Source organism: Thermostichus sp. MS-CIW-36 (assembly GCF_054059035.1).
Map to the genome: position 1 here is coordinate 11,647 of NZ_JBSSBR010000013.1, position 18,916 is coordinate 30,562.

At 58.0% G+C, this 18,916-nt stretch carries 16 protein-coding genes and 1 pseudogene; 7 read left to right on the forward strand and 10 right to left on the reverse strand.

The features are described from left to right. The first annotated feature begins 268 nt into the window (after window positions 1–268). Together ACVWVQ_RS07495 and ACVWVQ_RS07500 are read left to right on the forward strand one after the other, a co-directional pair. Entirely contained in the window at window positions 269–2,284 is a 2,016-nt protein-coding gene (locus tag ACVWVQ_RS07495; RefSeq protein ID WP_457507716.1) for a diguanylate cyclase domain-containing protein, read from the forward strand. A 36-nt stretch (window positions 2,285–2,320) separates the two neighbouring features. Next, on the forward strand, window positions 2,321–4,045 hold the full coding sequence (locus ACVWVQ_RS07500) for an ABC transporter ATP-binding protein (RefSeq protein WP_414408756.1): 1,725 nt from the start codon (window positions 2,321–2,323) through the stop codon (window positions 4,043–4,045). Here the strand turns inward: ACVWVQ_RS07500 and ACVWVQ_RS07505 are convergent. From ACVWVQ_RS07505 to ACVWVQ_RS07515, 3 genes are all read right to left on the reverse strand, one after another. Continuing rightward, on the reverse strand, window positions 4,039–4,977 hold the full coding sequence (locus tag ACVWVQ_RS07505) for a carbohydrate kinase family protein (RefSeq protein WP_457507718.1): 939 nt from the start codon (window positions 4,975–4,977) through the stop codon (window positions 4,039–4,041). The genes ACVWVQ_RS07500 and ACVWVQ_RS07505 overlap by 7 nt on opposite strands. 240 nt (window positions 4,978–5,217) lie before the next feature. Next, the gene (locus ACVWVQ_RS07510) at window positions 5,218–6,087 is read right to left on the reverse strand and encodes a M48 family metallopeptidase (protein ID WP_457507720.1); all 870 of its coding nucleotides are present in this window, start codon (window positions 6,085–6,087) and stop codon (window positions 5,218–5,220) included. A gap of 34 nt (window positions 6,088–6,121) precedes the next feature. Next, a complete protein-coding gene (locus ACVWVQ_RS07515) occupies window positions 6,122–6,790 on the reverse strand; it encodes a hypothetical protein (RefSeq protein WP_457507722.1) in 669 nt (222 codons plus the stop codon). Window positions 6,791–6,965: 175 nt separating this feature from the next. On the opposite strand from ACVWVQ_RS07515, the gene treY reads away from it, so the two are divergent. Then, the gene (treY, locus tag ACVWVQ_RS07520; RefSeq protein ID WP_457507724.1) at window positions 6,966–9,767 is read left to right on the forward strand and encodes a malto-oligosyltrehalose synthase; all 2,802 of its coding nucleotides are present in this window, start codon (window positions 6,966–6,968) and stop codon (window positions 9,765–9,767) included. 4 nt (window positions 9,768–9,771) lie between these two features. Here the strand turns inward: treY and tpiA are convergent, their stop codons facing one another. Together tpiA and ACVWVQ_RS07530 are read right to left on the reverse strand one after the other, a co-directional pair. Beyond that, complete coding sequence (gene tpiA, locus ACVWVQ_RS07525; protein WP_457507781.1) at window positions 9,772–10,524, reverse strand: triose-phosphate isomerase; 753 nt, start codon at window positions 10,522–10,524, stop codon at window positions 9,772–9,774. A gap of 216 nt (window positions 10,525–10,740) precedes the next feature. Next, window positions 10,741–11,151, reverse strand: coding sequence for an FHA domain-containing protein (locus ACVWVQ_RS07530; protein WP_457507726.1), 411 nt, complete (start codon window positions 11,149–11,151; stop codon window positions 10,741–10,743). A gap of 323 nt (window positions 11,152–11,474) precedes the next feature. Between ACVWVQ_RS07530 and ACVWVQ_RS07535 the strand changes: the two genes are divergently transcribed. From ACVWVQ_RS07535 to ACVWVQ_RS07550, 4 genes are read left to right on the forward strand one after another with little or no spacing between them, the layout of a single operon-like run. After that, on the forward strand, window positions 11,475–11,780 hold the full coding sequence (locus ACVWVQ_RS07535) for a rubredoxin (protein WP_457384587.1): 306 nt from the start codon (window positions 11,475–11,477) through the stop codon (window positions 11,778–11,780). 8 nt (window positions 11,781–11,788) lie between these two features. Beyond that, window positions 11,789–12,778, forward strand: coding sequence for a photosynthesis system II assembly factor Ycf48 (locus ACVWVQ_RS07540; RefSeq protein ID WP_457507728.1), 990 nt, complete (start codon window positions 11,789–11,791; stop codon window positions 12,776–12,778). Window positions 12,779–12,808: 30 nt separating this feature from the next. Beyond that, entirely contained in the window at window positions 12,809–13,894 is a 1,086-nt protein-coding gene (murG, locus tag ACVWVQ_RS07545) for an undecaprenyldiphospho-muramoylpentapeptide beta-N-acetylglucosaminyltransferase (RefSeq protein WP_457507730.1), read from the forward strand. A gap of 18 nt (window positions 13,895–13,912) precedes the next feature. Next, window positions 13,913–14,653 carry an endonuclease III domain-containing protein gene (locus tag ACVWVQ_RS07550; protein ID WP_457507732.1) on the forward strand — a complete coding sequence of 247 codons (741 nt, stop codon included), beginning with the start codon at window positions 13,913–13,915 and terminating at the stop codon, window positions 14,651–14,653. A 16-nt stretch (window positions 14,654–14,669) separates the two neighbouring features. On the opposite strand, the gene ACVWVQ_RS07555 is transcribed toward ACVWVQ_RS07550, so the two are convergent. The 5 genes and pseudogenes from ACVWVQ_RS07555 to ACVWVQ_RS07575 all read right to left on the reverse strand — a co-directional run. Continuing rightward, window positions 14,670–16,547: a chloride channel protein gene (locus ACVWVQ_RS07555; RefSeq protein ID WP_457507734.1), complete on the reverse strand. Its 1,878-nt coding sequence runs from the start codon at window positions 16,545–16,547 to the stop codon at window positions 14,670–14,672. A 6-nt stretch (window positions 16,548–16,553) separates the two neighbouring features. After that, a complete protein-coding gene (map, locus tag ACVWVQ_RS07560) occupies window positions 16,554–17,342 on the reverse strand; it encodes a type I methionyl aminopeptidase (RefSeq protein ID WP_414342345.1) in 789 nt (262 codons plus the stop codon). Between the two features lie 195 nt (window positions 17,343–17,537). After that, the gene (locus ACVWVQ_RS07565) at window positions 17,538–18,113 is read right to left on the reverse strand and encodes a DUF2062 domain-containing protein (protein ID WP_457507736.1); all 576 of its coding nucleotides are present in this window, start codon (window positions 18,111–18,113) and stop codon (window positions 17,538–17,540) included. A 139-nt stretch (window positions 18,114–18,252) separates the two neighbouring features. Beyond that, window positions 18,253–18,414, reverse strand: a complete 162-nt coding sequence (locus ACVWVQ_RS07570; RefSeq protein WP_187147230.1) for a hypothetical protein — start codon at window positions 18,412–18,414, stop codon at window positions 18,253–18,255. Window positions 18,415–18,543: 129 nt separating this feature from the next. After that, window positions 18,544–18,727, reverse strand: a pseudogene (locus ACVWVQ_RS07575) (hypothetical protein); the annotation flags it as partial. Window positions 18,728–18,916 lie beyond the last annotated feature (189 nt).

Genomic DNA, 18,916 nt, shown 5'->3' on the forward strand with positions numbered 1-18,916 from the left:
GGTTTAACCTTGAAAACGGCAGCGCAGGTCTCCTCACGCCGGCAGGACAGAGTTCTTGATTAACCTCAAGAGTTGCTTCAAAGAATATCCCCTCCGGAGCACCCAAAAGCCCGTGCCAGCCCGGGGATCTTTTGTATCGAGAGACACAGAAACTCCCCCAACAATTTCATAGGATGACCATAGAATGGCAGAGACAGCGTGAATTCATAGCTGTTTTTTTCGGCTTGCCCTCCCCGTTGCCCGAGCGTCTACTGGGTGTTCCTAGCCTATGGTTGAAAGGGGGACTGCTGGGCCAGACCAGACTGGCAGCGTTTATGATGCGCTGACGCGGGCCGATCTGTGGAATCCCCAGGTCATGTACCGTGGGCGCCCGGTACAGGCTCGGGGACGGGCTGTGCTGCGCACCATGTTCGAGAGCGTCAGCGATGGGTTGTTTGTCCTTGAGTGTCTGCCCCCGGAGCCAGAACAAGGCTCGCCCCAGCCGCGCTATCGGTTTTTGGTGGGTAACCCGGCCTTTCGCAGGATGTTTTTTCTCTCCTCTCGATCTATCGAGGGAGAAGAGCTCCAGAGTTGTCTACCGCCTTCTCTGGCTGCGCAGATTCAACTGCACACCGAACACTGCCTCAGCCATGGCCGGCAAGTGAGCTTTGAGCTGAGCCTAACGGCCTCTGCCGCTCCCGACCCAGAGTCGACCCATGTTCTAATCGTTACCCTTTCTCCAGTAGTTGAGGAGAACAAGCCAATCAGCCGAATTGTCGGTTCCTGTCAGGACATCACAGCACGCAAGCAAGTGGAGTGGCAGCTACAGCGCAGCCAAAAGCAACTGTTGGAGCACAACCGGGCTCTGATGGAGCTCACCCGGCACAAAGCCCTCAGCCAAGGAGACTTACAAGCTGCTCTGCAACAGATTTGTGCTACAGCCGCCCATACCCTGGGGGTGGCACGGGTGGGGGTCTGGCTCTACACGTCGGAGCGCTCCAGCATTCGCTGCATCAATCAATTCGAGATCACCCCAGACAACCCCGAGGGATCCCATACTCAAGGGGCGGAGATCTGGGCCAAAGACTATCCCCGTTATTTTCAAGCCCTGGAGCAAGAGCGCACCATTGCCGCCGACCGAGTGGTGGCGGATCCCCGCACCGCCGAGTTCGGCAATTCCTACCTGACAGCAATGGGAGTGGTCTCGATGCTGGATGCCCCCATTCGACTGGAAGGACGGATGGTGGGTGTTCTCTGCCACGAGCACATTGGATCCCCTCGCCACTGGACCTTAGAAGAGCAAAACTTCGCCGGATCCCTGGCGGATTTGGTGTCTCTGGCCCTCGAGATCTCGGAGCGCCGGCAAGTGGAAGAGGAGCTGCGCCAGGCTGAGGAGCGCTATCGCAATTTTTTCGAGAATGCGGTAGAGGGCATTTTTTTCACCGATGCGGCAGGTCGGTATCTCTCCGCCAACCCGATGCTGGCCCAGATCTGCGGCTACAGCTCCCCCGAAGAATTGATGCGCGAGGCGAAAGAGGCGGGCAAGCGGCAGCTCTATGTGGATCCCAGCCAGTGGGAGGAATTTGTGCGGCTATTGCAGGAACAGGGATCCGTACGCGGCTTTGAGTACCGGCTGCGGCGGCGGGATGGCTCGATCATCTGGGTCCGAGAAAAGGCCCGTTTGGTTAAAGATAAAGCCGGAAATATCCTCGGCTATGAAGGCATCTGCGAAGACATCACCGCCCAAAAGCAGAGCTTAGCCTACATGGAGTTTCGCGCTCATCATGATGCCCTGACAGGTTTGGTGAACCGCGAATCCTTTCGAGAGCGGCTGCAGCAGGCCCTGCAGCAATACTACAGTGAATCACTGGCCCTCTTCTTTGTGGATTTGGATCACTTCAAAGACATTAACGATACCTTCGGCCACGGTGTCGGCGATGCCCTGTTGCAGGGGGTAGCTGAACGGTTAACCAAGTGCGTTCGCCCTGGAGATATCGTCGCCCGCTGGGGAGGGGATGAGTTCACCCTGCTGCTGCCCCGAATTGGCAGCCCCACAGTGGCAGCGCGTCTGGCTCAGCGGATTGTCGATGCCTTTCAAACTCCCTTCTCCTGCGAGGGCCATTCCCTTTCCGTGACCTGCAGCATTGGCGTCGCCCTCTACCCCCAAGACGGCGTAGAAGTGTCCACCCTTTTGCACCATGCCGACTTGGCCCTCTACCAGGTCAAGGAAAATGGCCGCAGCGGCTTTCGACTCTATCGGCCAGTTTCAGGGATCCCGGCAGCAGTCCGCAACACTATCCTGTAAGCTGGTTGGGTCAGAGGCCCTTCTGGTTTGTGATTTGTGCATCCAGGTCGTAGCTATCGCCGTCTCATTCCCTTCATTCGGCCCCACCTGTGGATGTTGTTGCTGGGGCTGACCTGCACCCTTGGCTTTGTGCTAACCATGCCCGCCCTCGCCTACTTGATCGAGTGGGTGGCCCGCTCCATTGGTGCCGGGGATCTGGGGCAATTGCGGATGCTGGCCTTGATTGGGGTGGTGTTTTTCTTGGTGCGCGGCGCTTTCCAATATGGCCAAGACACCCTGATGGCAAGGGCCTCCTTGCAAATGGTTTTGGAATTGCGCCAACAGATCTATGCCCACCTGCAGGCACTGGATCTGGATTATTTTTCCGGCAGCCGCACCGGCGATCTGGTCTATCGCCTTACGGGGGATCTGGATCGGGTGGGAGAGGTGGTGCAACGATTTTTCCATCGCTTCATCCCCAGCGTGCTCACCATCTTGGCGGTGGTGGCCTACCTGTTCTATCTCAACGGCATTCTCACCTTGACCACCTTGCTGATAGCCCCCCTGATGGGAGCCTTGATCAGTTGGTTTGGGGATCGCCTTTTGTTTCGCTCCCGCCTCAACCAAGAGAAGATGTCGGATTTGGCCGCCCTCTTGACTGAAGTGTTTGCTGGCATCAGCCTCACTCGCGCCTTTGCGGCTGAGGACTACGAAATTCGCCGCTTCAGTGCCATTGCCGAAAGCAACCGCCTGGCCCGGTTTCAGACCGAACAGATGAGAGCCATCCAAGACCCGGTGGTGGGTTTTCTGTACGCCATGAGCGTGTTGGGGGTGTTTTGGGTGGGCGGCTGGCAAATTAGCCAGGGCAACCTGACCGGCAGCCAGTTTCTCGGCTTTATCGCCGGTGTTGCCATGTTGATCGACCCTATTGTTCACATCACCAACAACTACAGCGAGCTGAAACAGGGTGAGGCTTCGGTGGAGCGGATTTTCGAGCTGCTAAACACCCGCTCCCAAATCCGGGAGCTGCCCGGGGCCCGCCCCATGCCTCCCATTCAGGGTTGGGTGGAGTTCGACCAAGTTTCCTTTGCCTACAAACCGGATCAGCCGGTGCTCAAACAGATCAGCTTTCAGGTGTCTCCCGGCGAGATTGTGGCCCTGGTGGGATCCTCCGGCGCCGGCAAATCCACCCTGGTGAGCCTGATTCCCCGCTTTTACGATCCCCAGCAGGGCTGCATCCGCATCGACGGCATCGACATCCGCACCGTCACCCTCAAGAGCCTGCGCCGGCAGATCGGCATTGTGCCGCAGGAGATCACCCTGTTTTCGGGAACCATTGCCAGCAACATCGCCTACGGACAAGAGCATTTTGACCTGGAAGCGGTACGCCAGGCGGCCCAGGTGGCCAACATCGACACCTTTATCGAGAGCTTGCCCGATGGCTACGCCACCCGCGTGGGAGAACGGGGGGTCACCCTCTCCGGTGGACAACGGCAACGGCTGGCCATTGCCCGCGCCGTGCTCCTCAACCCCAAGATCTTGATCCTGGACGAGGCCACCTCTGCTTTGGACAACGAGTCAGAAGCGTTGGTGCAGGAAGCGCTGCAACGGCTGATGCAACGCTGCACCGTTTTTGTGATTGCCCACCGCCTCTCGACAGTGCGCACCGCCCACCGCATTTTCGTCTTGGAGCAGGGGCAATTGCTGGAGCAGGGAAATCACCGAGAATTGCTGGGCAAAGGGGGTCGCTACGCCCAGTTTCACCTGCGCCAGTTTCATTGAACCCTTGGCCTCTGGATCTCCTGAATCTCCCATGCCTGCCAGAAGGGCCGGTAAAACTCCGGATCCGCAGGCGCTCCCCCCGGGATCCCACAGATGGCCGCTGCAAATTGCACGGCCCGTTGCACCAGAATCGCCTCCGGCCATCCCCGCAACAGCCCCAGGATGGCCACGGCGCTAAATGCATCTCCCGCCCCCACTGTATCCACCAGCTGAGGCGCGGGCACTGGGTCGGCCCGATGGATCTGAGTAGGGGTGATCAGCAGCGCGCCTGCCGCTCCCAAGGTCAGAAATAGACCTTTCAGGTTCAGATGAGCCCGGAGGATCTGTCCTTGCTCCAGCAGGTCTCCAGGAGGGATCCCTTCCAGTTGGGCCACTTGCTCCAGCTCTGCCTGGTTCAGCTTCAGCCAAGTGCAGGTGCGCAGCATCTCCTGGATGGCGTCTGGATGCCACCAGGGATCCCGCAGGTTGAGATCCAGAAACACGGGACAGCCCAAAGCGGGGATCCCCTCTTGAAAGTGGCGATGGGCTGCCTCCCGGCGGGCTGCCAAGCTGCCCCGGTAGAGCAGGCTGGGCTGGAGAGCTTGCAGAGCCCCGATATCCAACTGGATGTAGTCGTAGGCTTGGTCGGGCAAGATGGCGAAGGTGGGGATCCCTTGCTCATCCAGGGTTACTTGAACCTTGCCGGTGGGGTGAACAGAATCCTGCTGCAGACCCTCCAGGCGCAGCCCCTGCCGTCGCAAGGCCCCCAGCAGCTCTCTGGCGGCCTCGTCCTGGCCAACACGACTGAGCAAGAGGGGATCGGATCCCAGCCCCTTGAGGTTCCAAGCCACATTCAAAGCTGCTCCGCCCAGCACAATCTCTGTGGGGAAGCAGTCGAAAAGCACCTCCCCCAAGATGAGCGGCAAACCCAGGGGCACATGAGAGGGATCCATCTTGAGCACTCAGCTAGAAATCGCAGGAGCCCCGTGCTGTACCGGTAGGATCAGTGTCGAGAGGAAAGTCCGCCTCCATGGTTATAATTGTACTGCGGACACCAGAAACGGTTGTTTAAGGCACTGGTAACGGTCGATTGGGGGTGCTGTAAACCACCCCAGAGGCTCGTGGTTGGCTTGCCAACTGCAGGGCTACTAAAAGCCCGCTCTGTACTGCTTTAGCGGTCGGAGTCGGGTAGTTTACGAAGCAGCCGTTGATGTCCGCGGTGCGGAGCCCAATCCCTGGAGCTCCAGGATCTGCTGATAGGTGTTGCTGCGGAACCAACGCTCGATTTCTCTGGCCCGTAGCACCGGCAGCGGATGGGTGCGCCCCACCGTTTGCATCTGCTTCAGCTCCATCTGCCACAGATCCCCGTCCAGCTCGTCGTAAGTACGGGCCTGCTCCAAAAAGGCGTCCACGTTCAGCTTGGAGGCCAATTGCGGGGATCCCCCACACAATTTCATCAACACCGAGATCACCGTCTTGGCATCTTGGGTTACCAACAGCGCCGCCCGGTCACAGGTAAACTCAGCACACCGCAGCCAGTGCATTAGCTGATCCTGCAACGCCTGATAAAACAACCCCCCGAAGGGGAGCAAGCTGGTGGAGAGCATGAGAATGTTGGCCATCGTCAAGTAGACCCCGTGATTGCACTTCAAGTGGCCCAACTCATGAGCGATCACGGCCTGAATTTCCGGCGGCTCCAACAGATCCAGCAGAGAGCTGTGCAAGACAATGAAGGGCTTTTTCCCCTGCATGGCAAAGGTGTAAGCATTGGGCGTGGGGTTCTGCCGCACGTAGAGCTGGGGCACCTCCAGATCCAAGATGCGACAGGCCTGCACCAAAAGCTGATGAATTTCCGGCAACTGATGCTCGTTAATTTGGATACTAGAAGCAATGTTGTCCAGATAAAATATCTGTCCTGCCGTTGAGCCAAGCCAATTTTGAATCAGCAGGCCCAGCCCCGGCACTTGCTGCAGAGAGCGGGTGGCCTGCAGATCCACAGGATGACGAAATTGGTCGGCCCGCAGGCCCAACAGAATGCGAGGTTCTCGTTGAATGGACGACATAGACAATAGACAACAGAGGGAGAAAGGACTTCGGTTACAACTCGTAGGGCACAAACTGGCGGTGGCGATTCAACAAAAATAGCCGCTCCGGCGGCGGATCCGGCAGGGTCGGCTTGTCAGTAAAATCAAACGGGTTTTCTCCAGAGGGGATCTCCCAATAGACCACATGATCTTGAATGCGAGTGCCATCGGTAACAAAGCGCCCAGTATCGGCGGCAGCACGCTCAGCGCGGCGATAGAGTCGCCCTTGCCAGGTCAAGTGCGGGGGCAGCCCCAATCCCAAAAACAGTTGCTGCCGACTGGATTCCTGGTTGAACACCGTTTGCAGGCGATCCGCCCAGATCCTTGCCAGATCTGCCGGTTGGGGAGCAGCATGAGCCTCTGCATCGGCTGGAGTTACCTCCAACAGCAGTTGCTGGTTCAAAAGAATCCGAGCGGCTTGAGCTGGGGGATCCCCGCTGCCGGTCGTCGAGGGATTGGGACTGGGGATATCCAGACTGACCTGCACCTGAGGGCTGCTGGCCTGTAGCAAAATCTCTTCCAACCGTTGCTTCAGCAGACGGAGGCGAGCGGGGGCATCGGGGGTGCGCAGGGTCAAAACCAGCTCACTCCCCACCCGAAACTCGCTTTCTGCCCAGGTTGCCTCACTCCGCCAACTCCCCATCAGCCCACCCGCGAGCAGGATCCCTGCCCACCTCGCCATCCTTGCCGGCCCCCTTACCGGGGTTGAAGCGCTCCTCTGTGGCCTTGACAAGTTCACTAACCTCGCCTCTCCCCTGCAGGACTCCTTGATCTTAGCCGCTACCCTAGATACATCTGTTCTCTTGACCCTATGCCGTTGACAAGCTCGGCTTCTTTGTCATTGTTCTAAGGTCATCATGCGGATCCCGACTTCCACCTATCGCATTCAGTTTCATGCTGGGTTTGACTTCGACGCAGCACGACAGATTGTTCCCTACCTGAAGTTGCTGGGCATCAGTGACTTGTATGCCTCTCCCATCTTCCAAGCCCGCAAAGGCAGCACCCACGGCTACGACGTGGTGGATCCCAGGCAGATTAACCAGGAACTGGGGGGAAGCGAAAAGTTTGAGCTCTTGTGGGAAGCCCTCAATCAGCAGGGAATAGGCTGGATCCAGGACATTGTGCCCAATCACATGGCCTACGATGGCCAGAACCAGATGCTCATGGATGTTCTGGAGAGTGGCCCCAACTCAGATTTTGTTGACTACTTTGATGTGAATTGGAATCACTCTTACCTGGGGATCAAAGGCAGAATCTTAGCTCCCTTCTTGGGAGATTTCTACGACAAATGTTTGGAGTCGGGTCAAATCCAGCTTCGTTATGATGCCGATGGCCTAAGTATTAACTACTACAACTTGAGGTTCCCCCTCAATATTGACACCTATGCGGATGTTTTTACCTACAACCTGAGCAAGCTGCGGCGAAAATTGGGACGCAGCCATCCCGACTACGTCAAGTTACTCGGGATCCTCTTCAGCCTGAAATTCATTCCCAGCAAGGAAGATCTCCTAGAGCGCACTGATCAAATTAGCTTTGCCAAGCATTCGTTGTGGGAACTCTACACTTCTAGCCAACCTATCCAGAGCTTTTTTGACGAGAACATTGCCATTTTTAACGGCAAGCCAGGGGATCCGTCGAGCTTTGACCTGCTGGATAGTCTTCTGGCGCGGCAACATTTCCGCCTTTCCTTCTGGAAGGTGGGTGCTGAGGAGATCAATTATCGTCGTTTCTTTACCATTAACGAGCTGATCTCGCTGCGGGTGGAAGATCGCGAGGTGTTTCGCAAAACCCATCAGCTTATCTTTAAGCTTGCAGAACAGGGGCGTTTTAGTGGTTTGCGCATCGATCATATCGATGGGTTGTTCAATCCCGAAGAGTATCTCCATCGCCTGCGGGAACGCTGCCCAAATCTCTACATCGTAGTAGAAAAAATACTAGAGGCTAATGAAAGTCTGCCCCAAAGCTGGCCGGTTCAGGGCACAACGGGCTATGATTTTTTAGCTAAGCTCAACGGCATCTTTTGTCAAGAAGAAAATGCAGAGGCTTTTGACTCTCTCTATCAAAATTTCACAAATCTACGGCATTCCCCAGAGCAGGTTATCGAAGATAAAAAACGCCTGATCATCGAGCGCAACCTGTCAGGAGATATGGATAACCTTGCTTTTTTGCTCAAACAGATCACCAGCCACCATCGCTATGCCAATGACTTTACCCTCTACAGTTTACGTCGAGCTTTGGTAGAAGTTTTGGTGTGCTTTCCGGTCTACCGCGTCTATATCCACGAAGGGATCCTCAGTCCAGAAGGTCAACAGGTGGTTCGTCAAGCTGTGGAGAAGGCCAAGGAGAACCTGCCCGTTTTGGTGAATGAGCTGAATTTTATTCAGCGCTTTCTCTGCCTGGAGTCTCTGGACAATTTATCAGACCAGGAGAAAAATGAGCAGATCCATTTTGCCATGCGCTTGCAGCAGTTGGCTGGCCCTCTCATGGCCAAAGGGGTAGAAGATACTGCTTTTTATGTGTACAACCGCCTTTTATCTCTCAATGAAGTCGGCGGGGATCCCTGTCGCTTTGGCCTTTCGGTGCAAGAGTTTCACCGCTTTAATCAAGAGCGGTCAGCTCGGTGGCCTCTGTCCATGAATGCTTCTGCTACCCACGACACCAAGCGTGGCGAAGATGTGCGGGCCCGGCTGAATGTGCTTTCTGAAATCCCCGCCGAGTGGGAAAAGCACATCAACCTTTGGCATGAACTGAACCTCGGCTACAAAGTCCGCAGCAAACAAGCCAAGCGCTCAGAACTGCCGGATCGCAATGACGAGTATTTGCTCTACCAAACTTTGCTCGGCTCCTATCCCTTCCAACCGGAAGAGGTACCCCAGTTTGTACAGCGGGTCAAAGATTATGCCATCAAAGCAGTGCGGGAAGCTAAGGTCCACACCGCTTGGCTTCGCCCCGATACCGAGTACGAAGAAGCCACTACCGCCTTTATCGAACGGATCCTTCAAGGTCCTAACCCCTTTTTGGAGTCCTTTTTGCCTTTTCAACGGAAAGTTGCCCACTTTGGCATTTTTAATTCTCTCTCACAGACGCTGATCAAGCTCACCAGCCCTGGGATCCCGGATATTTACCAAGGCACGGAGCTGTGGGATTTGAGCATGGTGGATCCCGACAATCGTCGGCCTGTGGATTTTTCCCGTCGCCTCGCCTATCTAGAAGAAATTCAACGGCGGGTTAAACAGGATCCTCTCCAACTCATCGCGGATTTGCTACTACACCGCAGCGACGGACGCATTAAGCTGTTTCTGATTTACCACGTGCTCAAGGCCCGCCAGGAACAGCCCCAATTGTTTCTCGAGGGCAGCTACATTCCTCTGCAAATCAGCGGATCCCATGCTGACCATGTTGTGGCTTTTGCCCGTCAGCACGGTAAGCAGGTATTGCTCACGGCGGTGCCGCGTTTCCTGACAAAGTTGATCGACGAAACCCAAGATCCTCTGGGAGAATCCGTTTGGGCAGATACCGAAATTCATCTGCCGCGTTGGAAGCGGCTGGACTGGGTGAACGGGCTAACCCAGGAAAGGATCCCTGCCGGCGAAACCTTGCCGGTGGGCGTTGTCTTGAAATCCTTCCCGGTAGCCCTGCTGTGGGGACAATCCCGCTAGCGGCCTAGGCGGGAGCTAGGGCCTGAAAGTTGACGATGCGGGCAAACTCTTGGGGGTCTAGGCTGGCCCCTCCCACCAACACGCCGTCGATCTCAGGCTGGGCCATCAGCTCATCGATGTTGCCGGCCTTCACCGAGCCGCCATACAAAATGGGCAGTTGGGCATTGCCCAGGTGTTGCCGGATCAAGCCGATGACCCGGTTGGCCTCTTGAGCTGCACAAGTATGGCCGGTGCCGATGGCCCAAATGGGCTCATAGGCAATCACCAAGTTCTCCAGATCGATCCCCGGCAAGGCGCGATCCAACTGCCCCACAATCCAAGACTCGGTCAAGCCTTGCTCCCGCTGCTGCTGGCTTTCTCCCACACAAAGGATGGGGGTGAGCCCGTGCCGCTGGGCGGCTGCCAGACGCCGATTGACGGTTTCGTCCGTCTCGCCGAAGTACTGCCGCCGTTCGCTGTGGCCGACGATGACATAGCGCACCCCCAATTCCGCCACCATGGGGCCGGAAATTTCCCCGGTAAAAGCTCCCTGATCCTCCCAATGTAGGTTTTGTGCTCCCACGGCTATGTCGGATCCGCGGCTTTGCTCTGCCACCACCGCCAGGTCTGTAAAGGGCACACATAGGATGATCTGCCGCTGGGATGCTGACCCTGACGGCGATGACCGTAAAGCCAGGCCCAACTCTCGCAGAAACTCGCGAGCCTCAGCCTGAGTCTTGTGCATTTTCCAGTTGCCGGCGATGAGGATGGGGCGCAAGATGGATCCTCCCTTAGAGACAACAGAAGGAAGGGATCCCGCAAGCAGAAAGCCCAATAAAACAGCAGGGATCCCAGCTTTGTTTTTTCGTATGACACAGTTTACCAGCAAGCGATCCCGAAAATACGGCGACGGGATCCCCTCTCCAAGCGCCGGTTAACCCTTCAACCAGCATGCAGACGGGACAGGCCAAGACCCAACAGGGAAGGCAGCTTCCTACAGCCCAACGATCTGGGTGTTTTCAAAAGTAGCCAGGATTTCATCCAGATCCTTGTTTTGCACCGAGTAGGTAGCAGTGGCATCGTTGCCAAACTGAATTTCGTCCCCGTCCTCCAGATCCCGAAATTCCACCCGTTGCCCACGCACGTAAAGGCCGTTGGTGCTGGGGGTGCCCTGAATGTCTCCGTCGATGATTTGGTAAGTGAACCCATTGGGAGAAGAGGGGGATTCTGTTTTGACCAAAATGGCGTGGTAGCGAGAGGCGTACTGGGAGTCGATGCGAATGCTGTTGCGTGGATCCCGGCCTAAGGAGTAGAGCTCAGCCGTCAACCAGTAGGCTTTTGGCCCATGACGATCCTTGACGATGAGCACGTGATTGAGGGCTGGTCGGCGAGGGGGCGTGGTCATGAAAGGCACCCGCTTGCACAACACTGAGGGCAAGATACCCAAAACATAACATAGGATCCCCCAGGTGGATCCCTGTGTCCACCGGATAAGTCTCTTCAGGTCGGCATCCCAGGCTGGTGCGGGATCCCCCTGAGCAACAAGAAAGGGTCTGAGTAGATTTTTGTAACAATTCCTCTCATAATAGGATCGACGATGCAGATGGATCCCTGACCATGAATGGCTCGCAACCGGATCCCAGTGCTCAACCCCGTTCTCCCCAGACACCGAAGCTCATTGAGTTGCCGGAAGATGAAACCGATGCGCAGCTCAGCGATCCCCTGCGGATGCAGCGCTACGAATGTCGTTCTTGTGGCTATGTTTACGAACCGGCCAAGGGGGATCAGCTCAATCGGATCCCGGCGGGCGTGCCGTTTGAGGAATTGCCAGCCGATTGGAAATGTCCGGTGTGCCGAGCCGACAAGCGCTTGTTCCAAGCAGTGGGTGCCAAAGGCAAGCCTTCGGGTTTTCAAGAGAACTTGCGCTACGGCCTGGGGGTGAACGTGATGACCCCTGCTCAAAAGAACCTGCTGATCTTCTTGGGACTGGCGCTGGGATTTTTATTTTTGATGAGTTTCTATTTCGTCGAGTGAGGGTCAAGATGTTCAAACCCCTGAGGCTGGTGCTGCTGATTGCTGTCTCGGTGCTGCTAATGGCGGCGCGGATGCCCAACATGCGGGTGGTGCCCTGGGAGCAGGTGGAAGTGCCCACCCAGAACATTCTGCTGGACATTGCCTTCACCGGCACCACCCCTTCCCATGGCTGGTTGGTGGGAGACAAGGCGACGCTGCTGGAATCCCGCGATGGGGGTCTGCACTGGCAGGTGCGGGAGCTGCCGGGTCTGGAGCCGGAAGCCTACCTGGACTCCATTAGCTTTGCTGGGGCAGAAGGCTGGGTGGCCGGGCAGCCGAAGATCCTCCTCCACACCCTAAACGAGGGATCCGACTGGACTTCCATCCGCCTTAACAACCAACTGCCAGGGGAGCCGCTCTTGATCCAGGCTCTGGGCCCTGGCGCCGCCGAAATGGTGACCAATGTGGGGGCCATCTACCGCACCGAAGATGGCGGTCAGACCTGGCATGCCCAAGTGGATGAGCCGATTGGGGCCATCAAAAACATTGCCCGCGGCCCTGAAGGCGAATATCTGGCGGTGTCGTCGCGGGGCAGCTTCTACTTTCTGTACACTCCTGAAAGTCGCACCTGGAAGCCCTACCCGCGGGAAAGCTCCCGCCGCATTCAAAACATGGGCTTTGGCCCCCACGGCAGCGCTTGGAAATTGAACCAAGGGGCGGAGATCGCCTTTACCGATGACTTCACCTCCGGCCAGTGGTCGTCGCCGCTGCGTCCAGGGCGGGCCCTCAGCTTTGGCTACCTCAATGCCGCCTATCAAAACGACCACGACCTGTGGGTGGTGGGGGGTGGCGCTACCCTGATCCACAGCCCTGACGGTGGCAAAACCTGGGAACAGGCCAAGAAACTCAGCAACATCCCCGCCAACTTCTACAGCATTGAGTTTTTCGGCCCCGAGCAAGGGTTTATTCTGGGGCAACGGGGCACCCTCTTGCGCTATGTCAGCTCCAACAACTCCTGAAGGTCTCAGGGATCCCTAACCGGCACACGGGTGGACACACGCGCCAAGGATCCAGCTTCACGCCCTCGGCTGCTGGTTGCTGCCAGCGGCACTGGTGGCCACATTTTTCCGGCCTTGGCCGTTGCCGAGCAGTTGCCTGACTGGCAGATTGAATGGCTGGGGGTGCCGGATCGCATGGAAGGGAAGCTGGTGCGGGAGCGGTATCCCTTGCACCGGGTCGTCATGTCGGGCTGGCAGGGATCCCCTCTCCACAGGCTGCAGGCCTTGGCCCAACTGGCCCGTGCGACCCTACAAGTGCGCCGACTCCTTATGTCGGGACGGTTTGATATTGTCCTGACCACCGGTGGGTACATTGCCGCTCCGGCCATTTTGGCCGCCCGTTCGCTGGGGGTGCCGGTGTTGCTGCACGAGTCCAATCGGATCCCGGGCAAAGTGACCCGTTGGCTGGGGAGATTTTGTCAGGTGGTGGCGCTGGGCATGGCGGAGACGGCAGAGCATTTGCCAGGGGTGGCCGCCCAAGTGGTGGGCACGCCAGTGCGGGCCGAGTTCTACACGCCCCAGCCTTTCCCTGCCGACCTCCCCATTCCCGACGGGGATCCCCTCATTGTGGTCATGGGGGGCAGCCAAGGGGCGCGGGGCCTCAACCGCATGGTGGCCGCCTGTGCCGAAGCTTGGCTGGAAACAGGGGCCTGGATCGTGCATTTGACCGGCGACAGCGAGCTTCAACCCACCCATCCCCGCTACCGGCCCTTTCCTTTCCGTCGAGATGTAGCTGCCCTGCTGCAGCGGGCCAACTTTGCCATTAGCCGGGCCGGGGCCATGAGCCTGGCGGAGTTGCTGGTCACCGCCACCCCGGCCATTTTGATCCCCTATCCCTTTGCTGCAGAAGATCATCAGTATCAGAATGCTCTGGCCTTCGTGGGGCGCAGTGGGGGGGTGGTCATGCGAGAATCCGAAGAGAATCTGGACTTGCTGCGGCAAACGGTGTTGACCTGGTTGGCCCAGCCGCAGGTGGTTGCCCAAATGGCCGCCCACTTGCAAGCCACAGCTCCCCCCAATGCCAGCAAGGTTCTTGCCCGCCTGTTGCAGGAAATCCGCCAGAGTTCTGCCCGTTAAGCCGTGGTACAGCCAAGATTGGACAGCCTTTCCCACTGCCCGCCTGCGCCCGCTCAAGCAGCGGAGCCCCCTGCCCTGCTGGCGGAACTCCCGCCCGCCGACAGGATGGAATCGCTGTTGATGCGGCTAGAGCAGTGCTTCGGGATCCCCCAGGGGGCTCCCAATGGGCTTTCCCCCCGCCCGGATCTCCTGGACGAGTTGGTGGGCACGATCCTTTCCCAGAACACCACTGACACCAACAGCAGCCGTGCCTTCCGCGCCCTCAAAGCCGCCTTTCCCTCTTGGGAAGCGGTCTTGGCCGCCGATCCGGCAGATCTGGCCCAGGTGATCCGCTCCGGCGGCTTAGCCCACCTCAAGGCAGTCCGAATTCAGGAGATCCTGGCTGCCATTCAAGAACGACAGGGATCCCTGAGCCTCGACTTTCTGCGCAACCTGGACGACGCCGGCGCCCTCGATTTTTTGCTCTCCCTGAAAGGGGTAGGGCTGAAGACCGCCACCTGTGTGTTGTTGTTCGGGCTGGGTCGGGATCTCTGCCCGGTGGATACCCATGTGCATCGAGTGGCCAACCGTCTGGGCTTGGTACGGGCCAAACATCCCGACGACACTTTTGCTCAGCTTTCCCCTCAGATCCCCAGAGGCAAAGCCTATTCCCTGCACGTCAACTTTGTCCGGTTGGGCAAGCGCATCTGCAAGGCCCGCATGCCCGAATGTGGCCGCTGCCCGCTGCGTCCCACCTGCCCTTCTGGGCGGCAGCGCTGATCCCGACAGCAGGGCTCTATTCTGCGGGCGCAGTAGAAGCATCTGGGATCCCCTCTTGTCCGTTCCTGCCGGCGTCTCTCTCTGCTGGGGGAACTTCCAACTCCAGGGCTTGCCGCACCGATTGAATCTCTTGGGAGAGCAGCACCCGCTCTCGATCCAACAGGCCGACGATCTGCTCCGGGTCTTCCCGCGAGACCACTGGCAATTGGCGCAAATCGTATTCGTACATCGGCTCAGCTGCCACTGCCACCGCCTCATCGGGGAAGGTGGTGAGAACCGGAGATTGGCTGACCTCCTGCACGGTCAGCTCCGCCAACTCCGCCGCCTCCTTGTGGGCCAAGGCCCGCTCCAGATCTTCCAGGGTGAGAATGCCCCGCAGCCGCTCCTGTCCGTCCACCACCAACGCGCTATGGCACTTTTGCTGCAGCAAACTCTCCAGAGCTTCTCGCAGCGGTGTGTCTTGCCGAAGCAAAAGAGATGGGGGCACCATCACCTCTTGCACCGTCAGCTCTCTAGGCTCCTGCCCAAGGACTCCTTCTCCCGGAAGCATGGCGTGGCGATAGCGACGGGCGGAAGGGTAGATGGCCGGCGAATGCAACTGCTCCGTCAGCCAGATGCTCAAACCCACTGCCGCCATCACCGGCAGCGCAATGTGATAGTCCCGCGTCATCTCAAACAGCAGCAAGATGGCCGTCAGCGGAGCCCGCACGCTGGCCGCCAACACCGCCGCCATGCCCACCATGGCGTAGGCAGCAGGGGGAGACAAGGCAATCAAGGGCAAAGCTTGAGATAGCACCTGACCGTAGCCTGCCCCCAGCACTGCCCCCATGAACAAAGCCGGGGCAAAGGTTCCCCCCACAAAGCCGCTGCCCAGGCTCAAAGCGCTCAGCAACAGCTTGCCCAATAGGAGCAGGCCCAGATGGCCAAGAGAAAAGGGAACGGCCTGCAGAATCGACTCAATGGTTTCATAGCCCACTCCCAGCGCCAACGGGATCCCCAAGCCCGCGCAGCCCAGGATCCCGCCCCCCAAAATGGGCTTGCTCCAAGCCGGCCAAGCCGCCAGGGGGCCACTGTTGAACAGGTGCTTGCCCCACTCCAGGGTGTAGCTGAAAGCTATAGAAACCAGGCTGGCCAAAAAGCCCAAGCCGAGATACAGAGGTACCTCCAGCAAGCTGTGGATCTCGTAGTCCGGCAAGACAAAAGCCGGCTGGGTGATGGTGGGCAAAAGAAAAGCGGGTTGTGCCCCCAACCCCACCTGGGCGATCAAGGCGGAGACCACCGCCGCCAACACCACCACACTGACAGCAGAAGTGGTGAAGGTGCGGGCCAAAGCCAGCTCCAGCGCCAAAAACACCCCGGCAATGGGCGCGTTAAACCCTGCCGCCAGGCCAGCCGCTGCTCCGGCAGCCATCAACAGTTGCACCCGCTCCCGCGAGAGGCGTAGGTTTTGCCCCAGCAGGGATCCCAGCAAAGCGCCACTTTCCACACTGGGGGCCTCAGGGCCAAGGGAAGCTCCCGCGCCCAACGAGATGGCAGCCGCCAAGAGCTTGAGCGGGATCCACCAGGGCTGAAGTGCCAAAGGACGAGCAGGACTCACCAAGCCGGAGAGGCTCAAGTTGGGAAAGGGCACAACTGCCCCCAAAGCGCCGATCAGCAGGCCCCCCAACACCGGCGCCAAAGCCAGCGGCCAGGATCCCAGCAGCCACAGGCCATAGTGTTCTGCAGCCCTGCCGAGGCCATCGACGAGGGTGTCCTGCAGCAGATAGCGCCACCAGCCAATCAAGTAGCGAAATCCAACCACCAACAGCCCCGTGGCCAACCCCACTGCCGCCGCCAGCAGCAGCAGCAGGTTCTCGGAGGAGAGGCGCAGGCGGAGAGCGGGGGCGCTGTTCATGATGGCTCAAGGGCTTTGGGAAGGCAGGGTTAAAATTTCTACACCGGTTTCGGTAACGGCGACTGTATGTTCAAATTGCGCCGAGAGCTTGCCATCCAAAGTGACCGCCGTCCACCCGTCGGAGAGCACCTTCACCTCCCAGGTGCCCTCGTTGATCATCGGCTCGATGGTGAACACCATGCCGGGGCGGAGTTTCTCCCCTTTTCCTCGCTCGCCGTAGTGGGGGATCTGGGGGGCCGTGTGGAATTGCCGTCCCACCCCATGCCCGACAAAATCCCGCACTACGCTGTAGCCCTGGGCCTCGGCGTATTCTTGAATGGCAGCGCCAATGTCGCCGACTCTCCCCCCCGGCTTTACAGCAGCAATGCCCCGCCGCAGACATTCTTCGGTCACCTCCACCAGGCGCCGCGCCCGCTCAGAAGGCTGTCCGACAAAGAAGGTTTTGGAGGTATCGCCGTGGTAGCCATCCAAAACCGGGGTGACATCGATGTTGATGATGTCGCCTTCTCGCAGGATCTGCTTGGGGCTGGGAATGCCGTGGCAGACCACGTGGTTGACGCTGGTGCAGATGGACTTGGGAAAGCCATGGTAGCCCAAAGGGGCACTTTTGGCCCCATGCGCCCGCGTCCATCGCTCGGCCTCGTCGTTGAGCTCTTGGGTGGTGACCCCTGGCCGCACCATCGGCTCCAAGTGCTTGAGCAGATCTGCTGCCAGGCGACAAGCCCGCCGCATTTTCTCCAGTTCCCGTGAAGAGAGCAACACAATGGGCTGAGGGGCTTGCGTGAGCTGGTTCATACCCGTCTGCAAAGCGGATCCCAACTGCTCCCCCCATCGCTGGGAGCGACGGCTGAGGTCTGTCAACAACGCTCGCATGTCTTCCATCATGAGACCTTATCTGTGAAAAGCTCTGTGAAAACGGATGGATCTCTGCACCTGCAGACTGTCCAGGATTGGGTTCTCAGTTGGGATTCTGAATCGCCTTGCGCCCATTCACAGACCCCTGCCGGCCATTTTCTGCCGCCGACGAATCCGCTGCACCAACCACAGCCCCAGAAAATAGCTGACAAGGGATCCCCAAAAACCGACAAATGCACAGCCGACAAACAGCGTGCCCGACATCTCCAAGCCCCACTGCATCCAGTTTTGCCAAGTGGCCGCCACCAGCTCTGTGGAAGGGGATCCCAGCAGCCATTCCCCCACCCGGTAGTTAAACGTATAGATGGGCACATAGGTGAAGGGATTACTCACCCAGGTTCCTGCCGCCGCCGCCAGCTTGTTGCCCCGAAACGGAACAGCCAACACCAGAGCGGCCAACGTTTGAAAGCCAAAGATGGGGAAACAGCCGGCAAAAACCCCTACCGCCAAGCCACGGGCAATTTCTTTTGGCGACGATTGCAGCCGCAACAGGCGCAGATAAAGATAGCGCAGCCAACGCTTCCAGGAAGGATCCCGGCGGGCTAGGGTCGGCCCTGGTTGAGATCCAGAGTAGGATCCAGAATAAAGCCCAGGGGATCCCGGCGAAGGCCAGGAGAAAGAGGGCAGCCTCAACCAAAAGAGGGGGCTCATGGTGGCAAGGGGGCAACTGAGAGAAGGTGTTAAGTCCTGTAAATCCAGTGTATCTTTCCTGCCGTCGGCGACAAAGGGCCATTGGCAAATCCGGGCCAGCAGCAACGGGGTGACGCCGGGGGATCGGTTTACGGAGTGGTCACCTGAGCTTGTCCACCAAGGCCAGCACGAAGTTAAGACCCAAGTAGGAAACCAGCACCACCAAGAATAGGAACAGGGCAATGTTCAGCCCGGATCGCAGGGCAGAGGGCAGGGATCCCGATTTCATCTTGGGGTTAGGCCTTTCGGGGGGAGTTGTCATCTGGAGTTCTGGGGAAGACTGTGAATCTAGGATCCCATCTTGGCTGTGCAGGTGTACCCATCGGCTTACTTTCCGAAGATTGAAGGCCTGATACATTTACGCTGAACACTGCTGAACATCACTGTTCAACTATGCAGCGATAGCATTCTGTTTGTTTCCAACCAGAATGGCGGTATCCCGCAAAGCTTTGAGTAGAATACCCAAAGCGCAGTTTCCGTGTCGTCTTACTACCAATTTTCTGCTTTGCTTTGGCTACCATGTTGGCAGACTCGAAAGTAAACAGAAAGATCAACTGGTAGTAATCCGTACTGAACATATTATACATTATTTTCAGTATAGTTGAGCTTATTATTGACTAGAGTCATGCTCTTCTCTGAACACGGAGCAAGCCCAGTTCCTGGCCCCCGGCCAATGGGAGCGACTTGGATCGAGAATACCTGGCTGAGGAGATCGCATCTCAGAGAAGACAACGGCACCGGGAACCATCTGAATCGCTCACCTG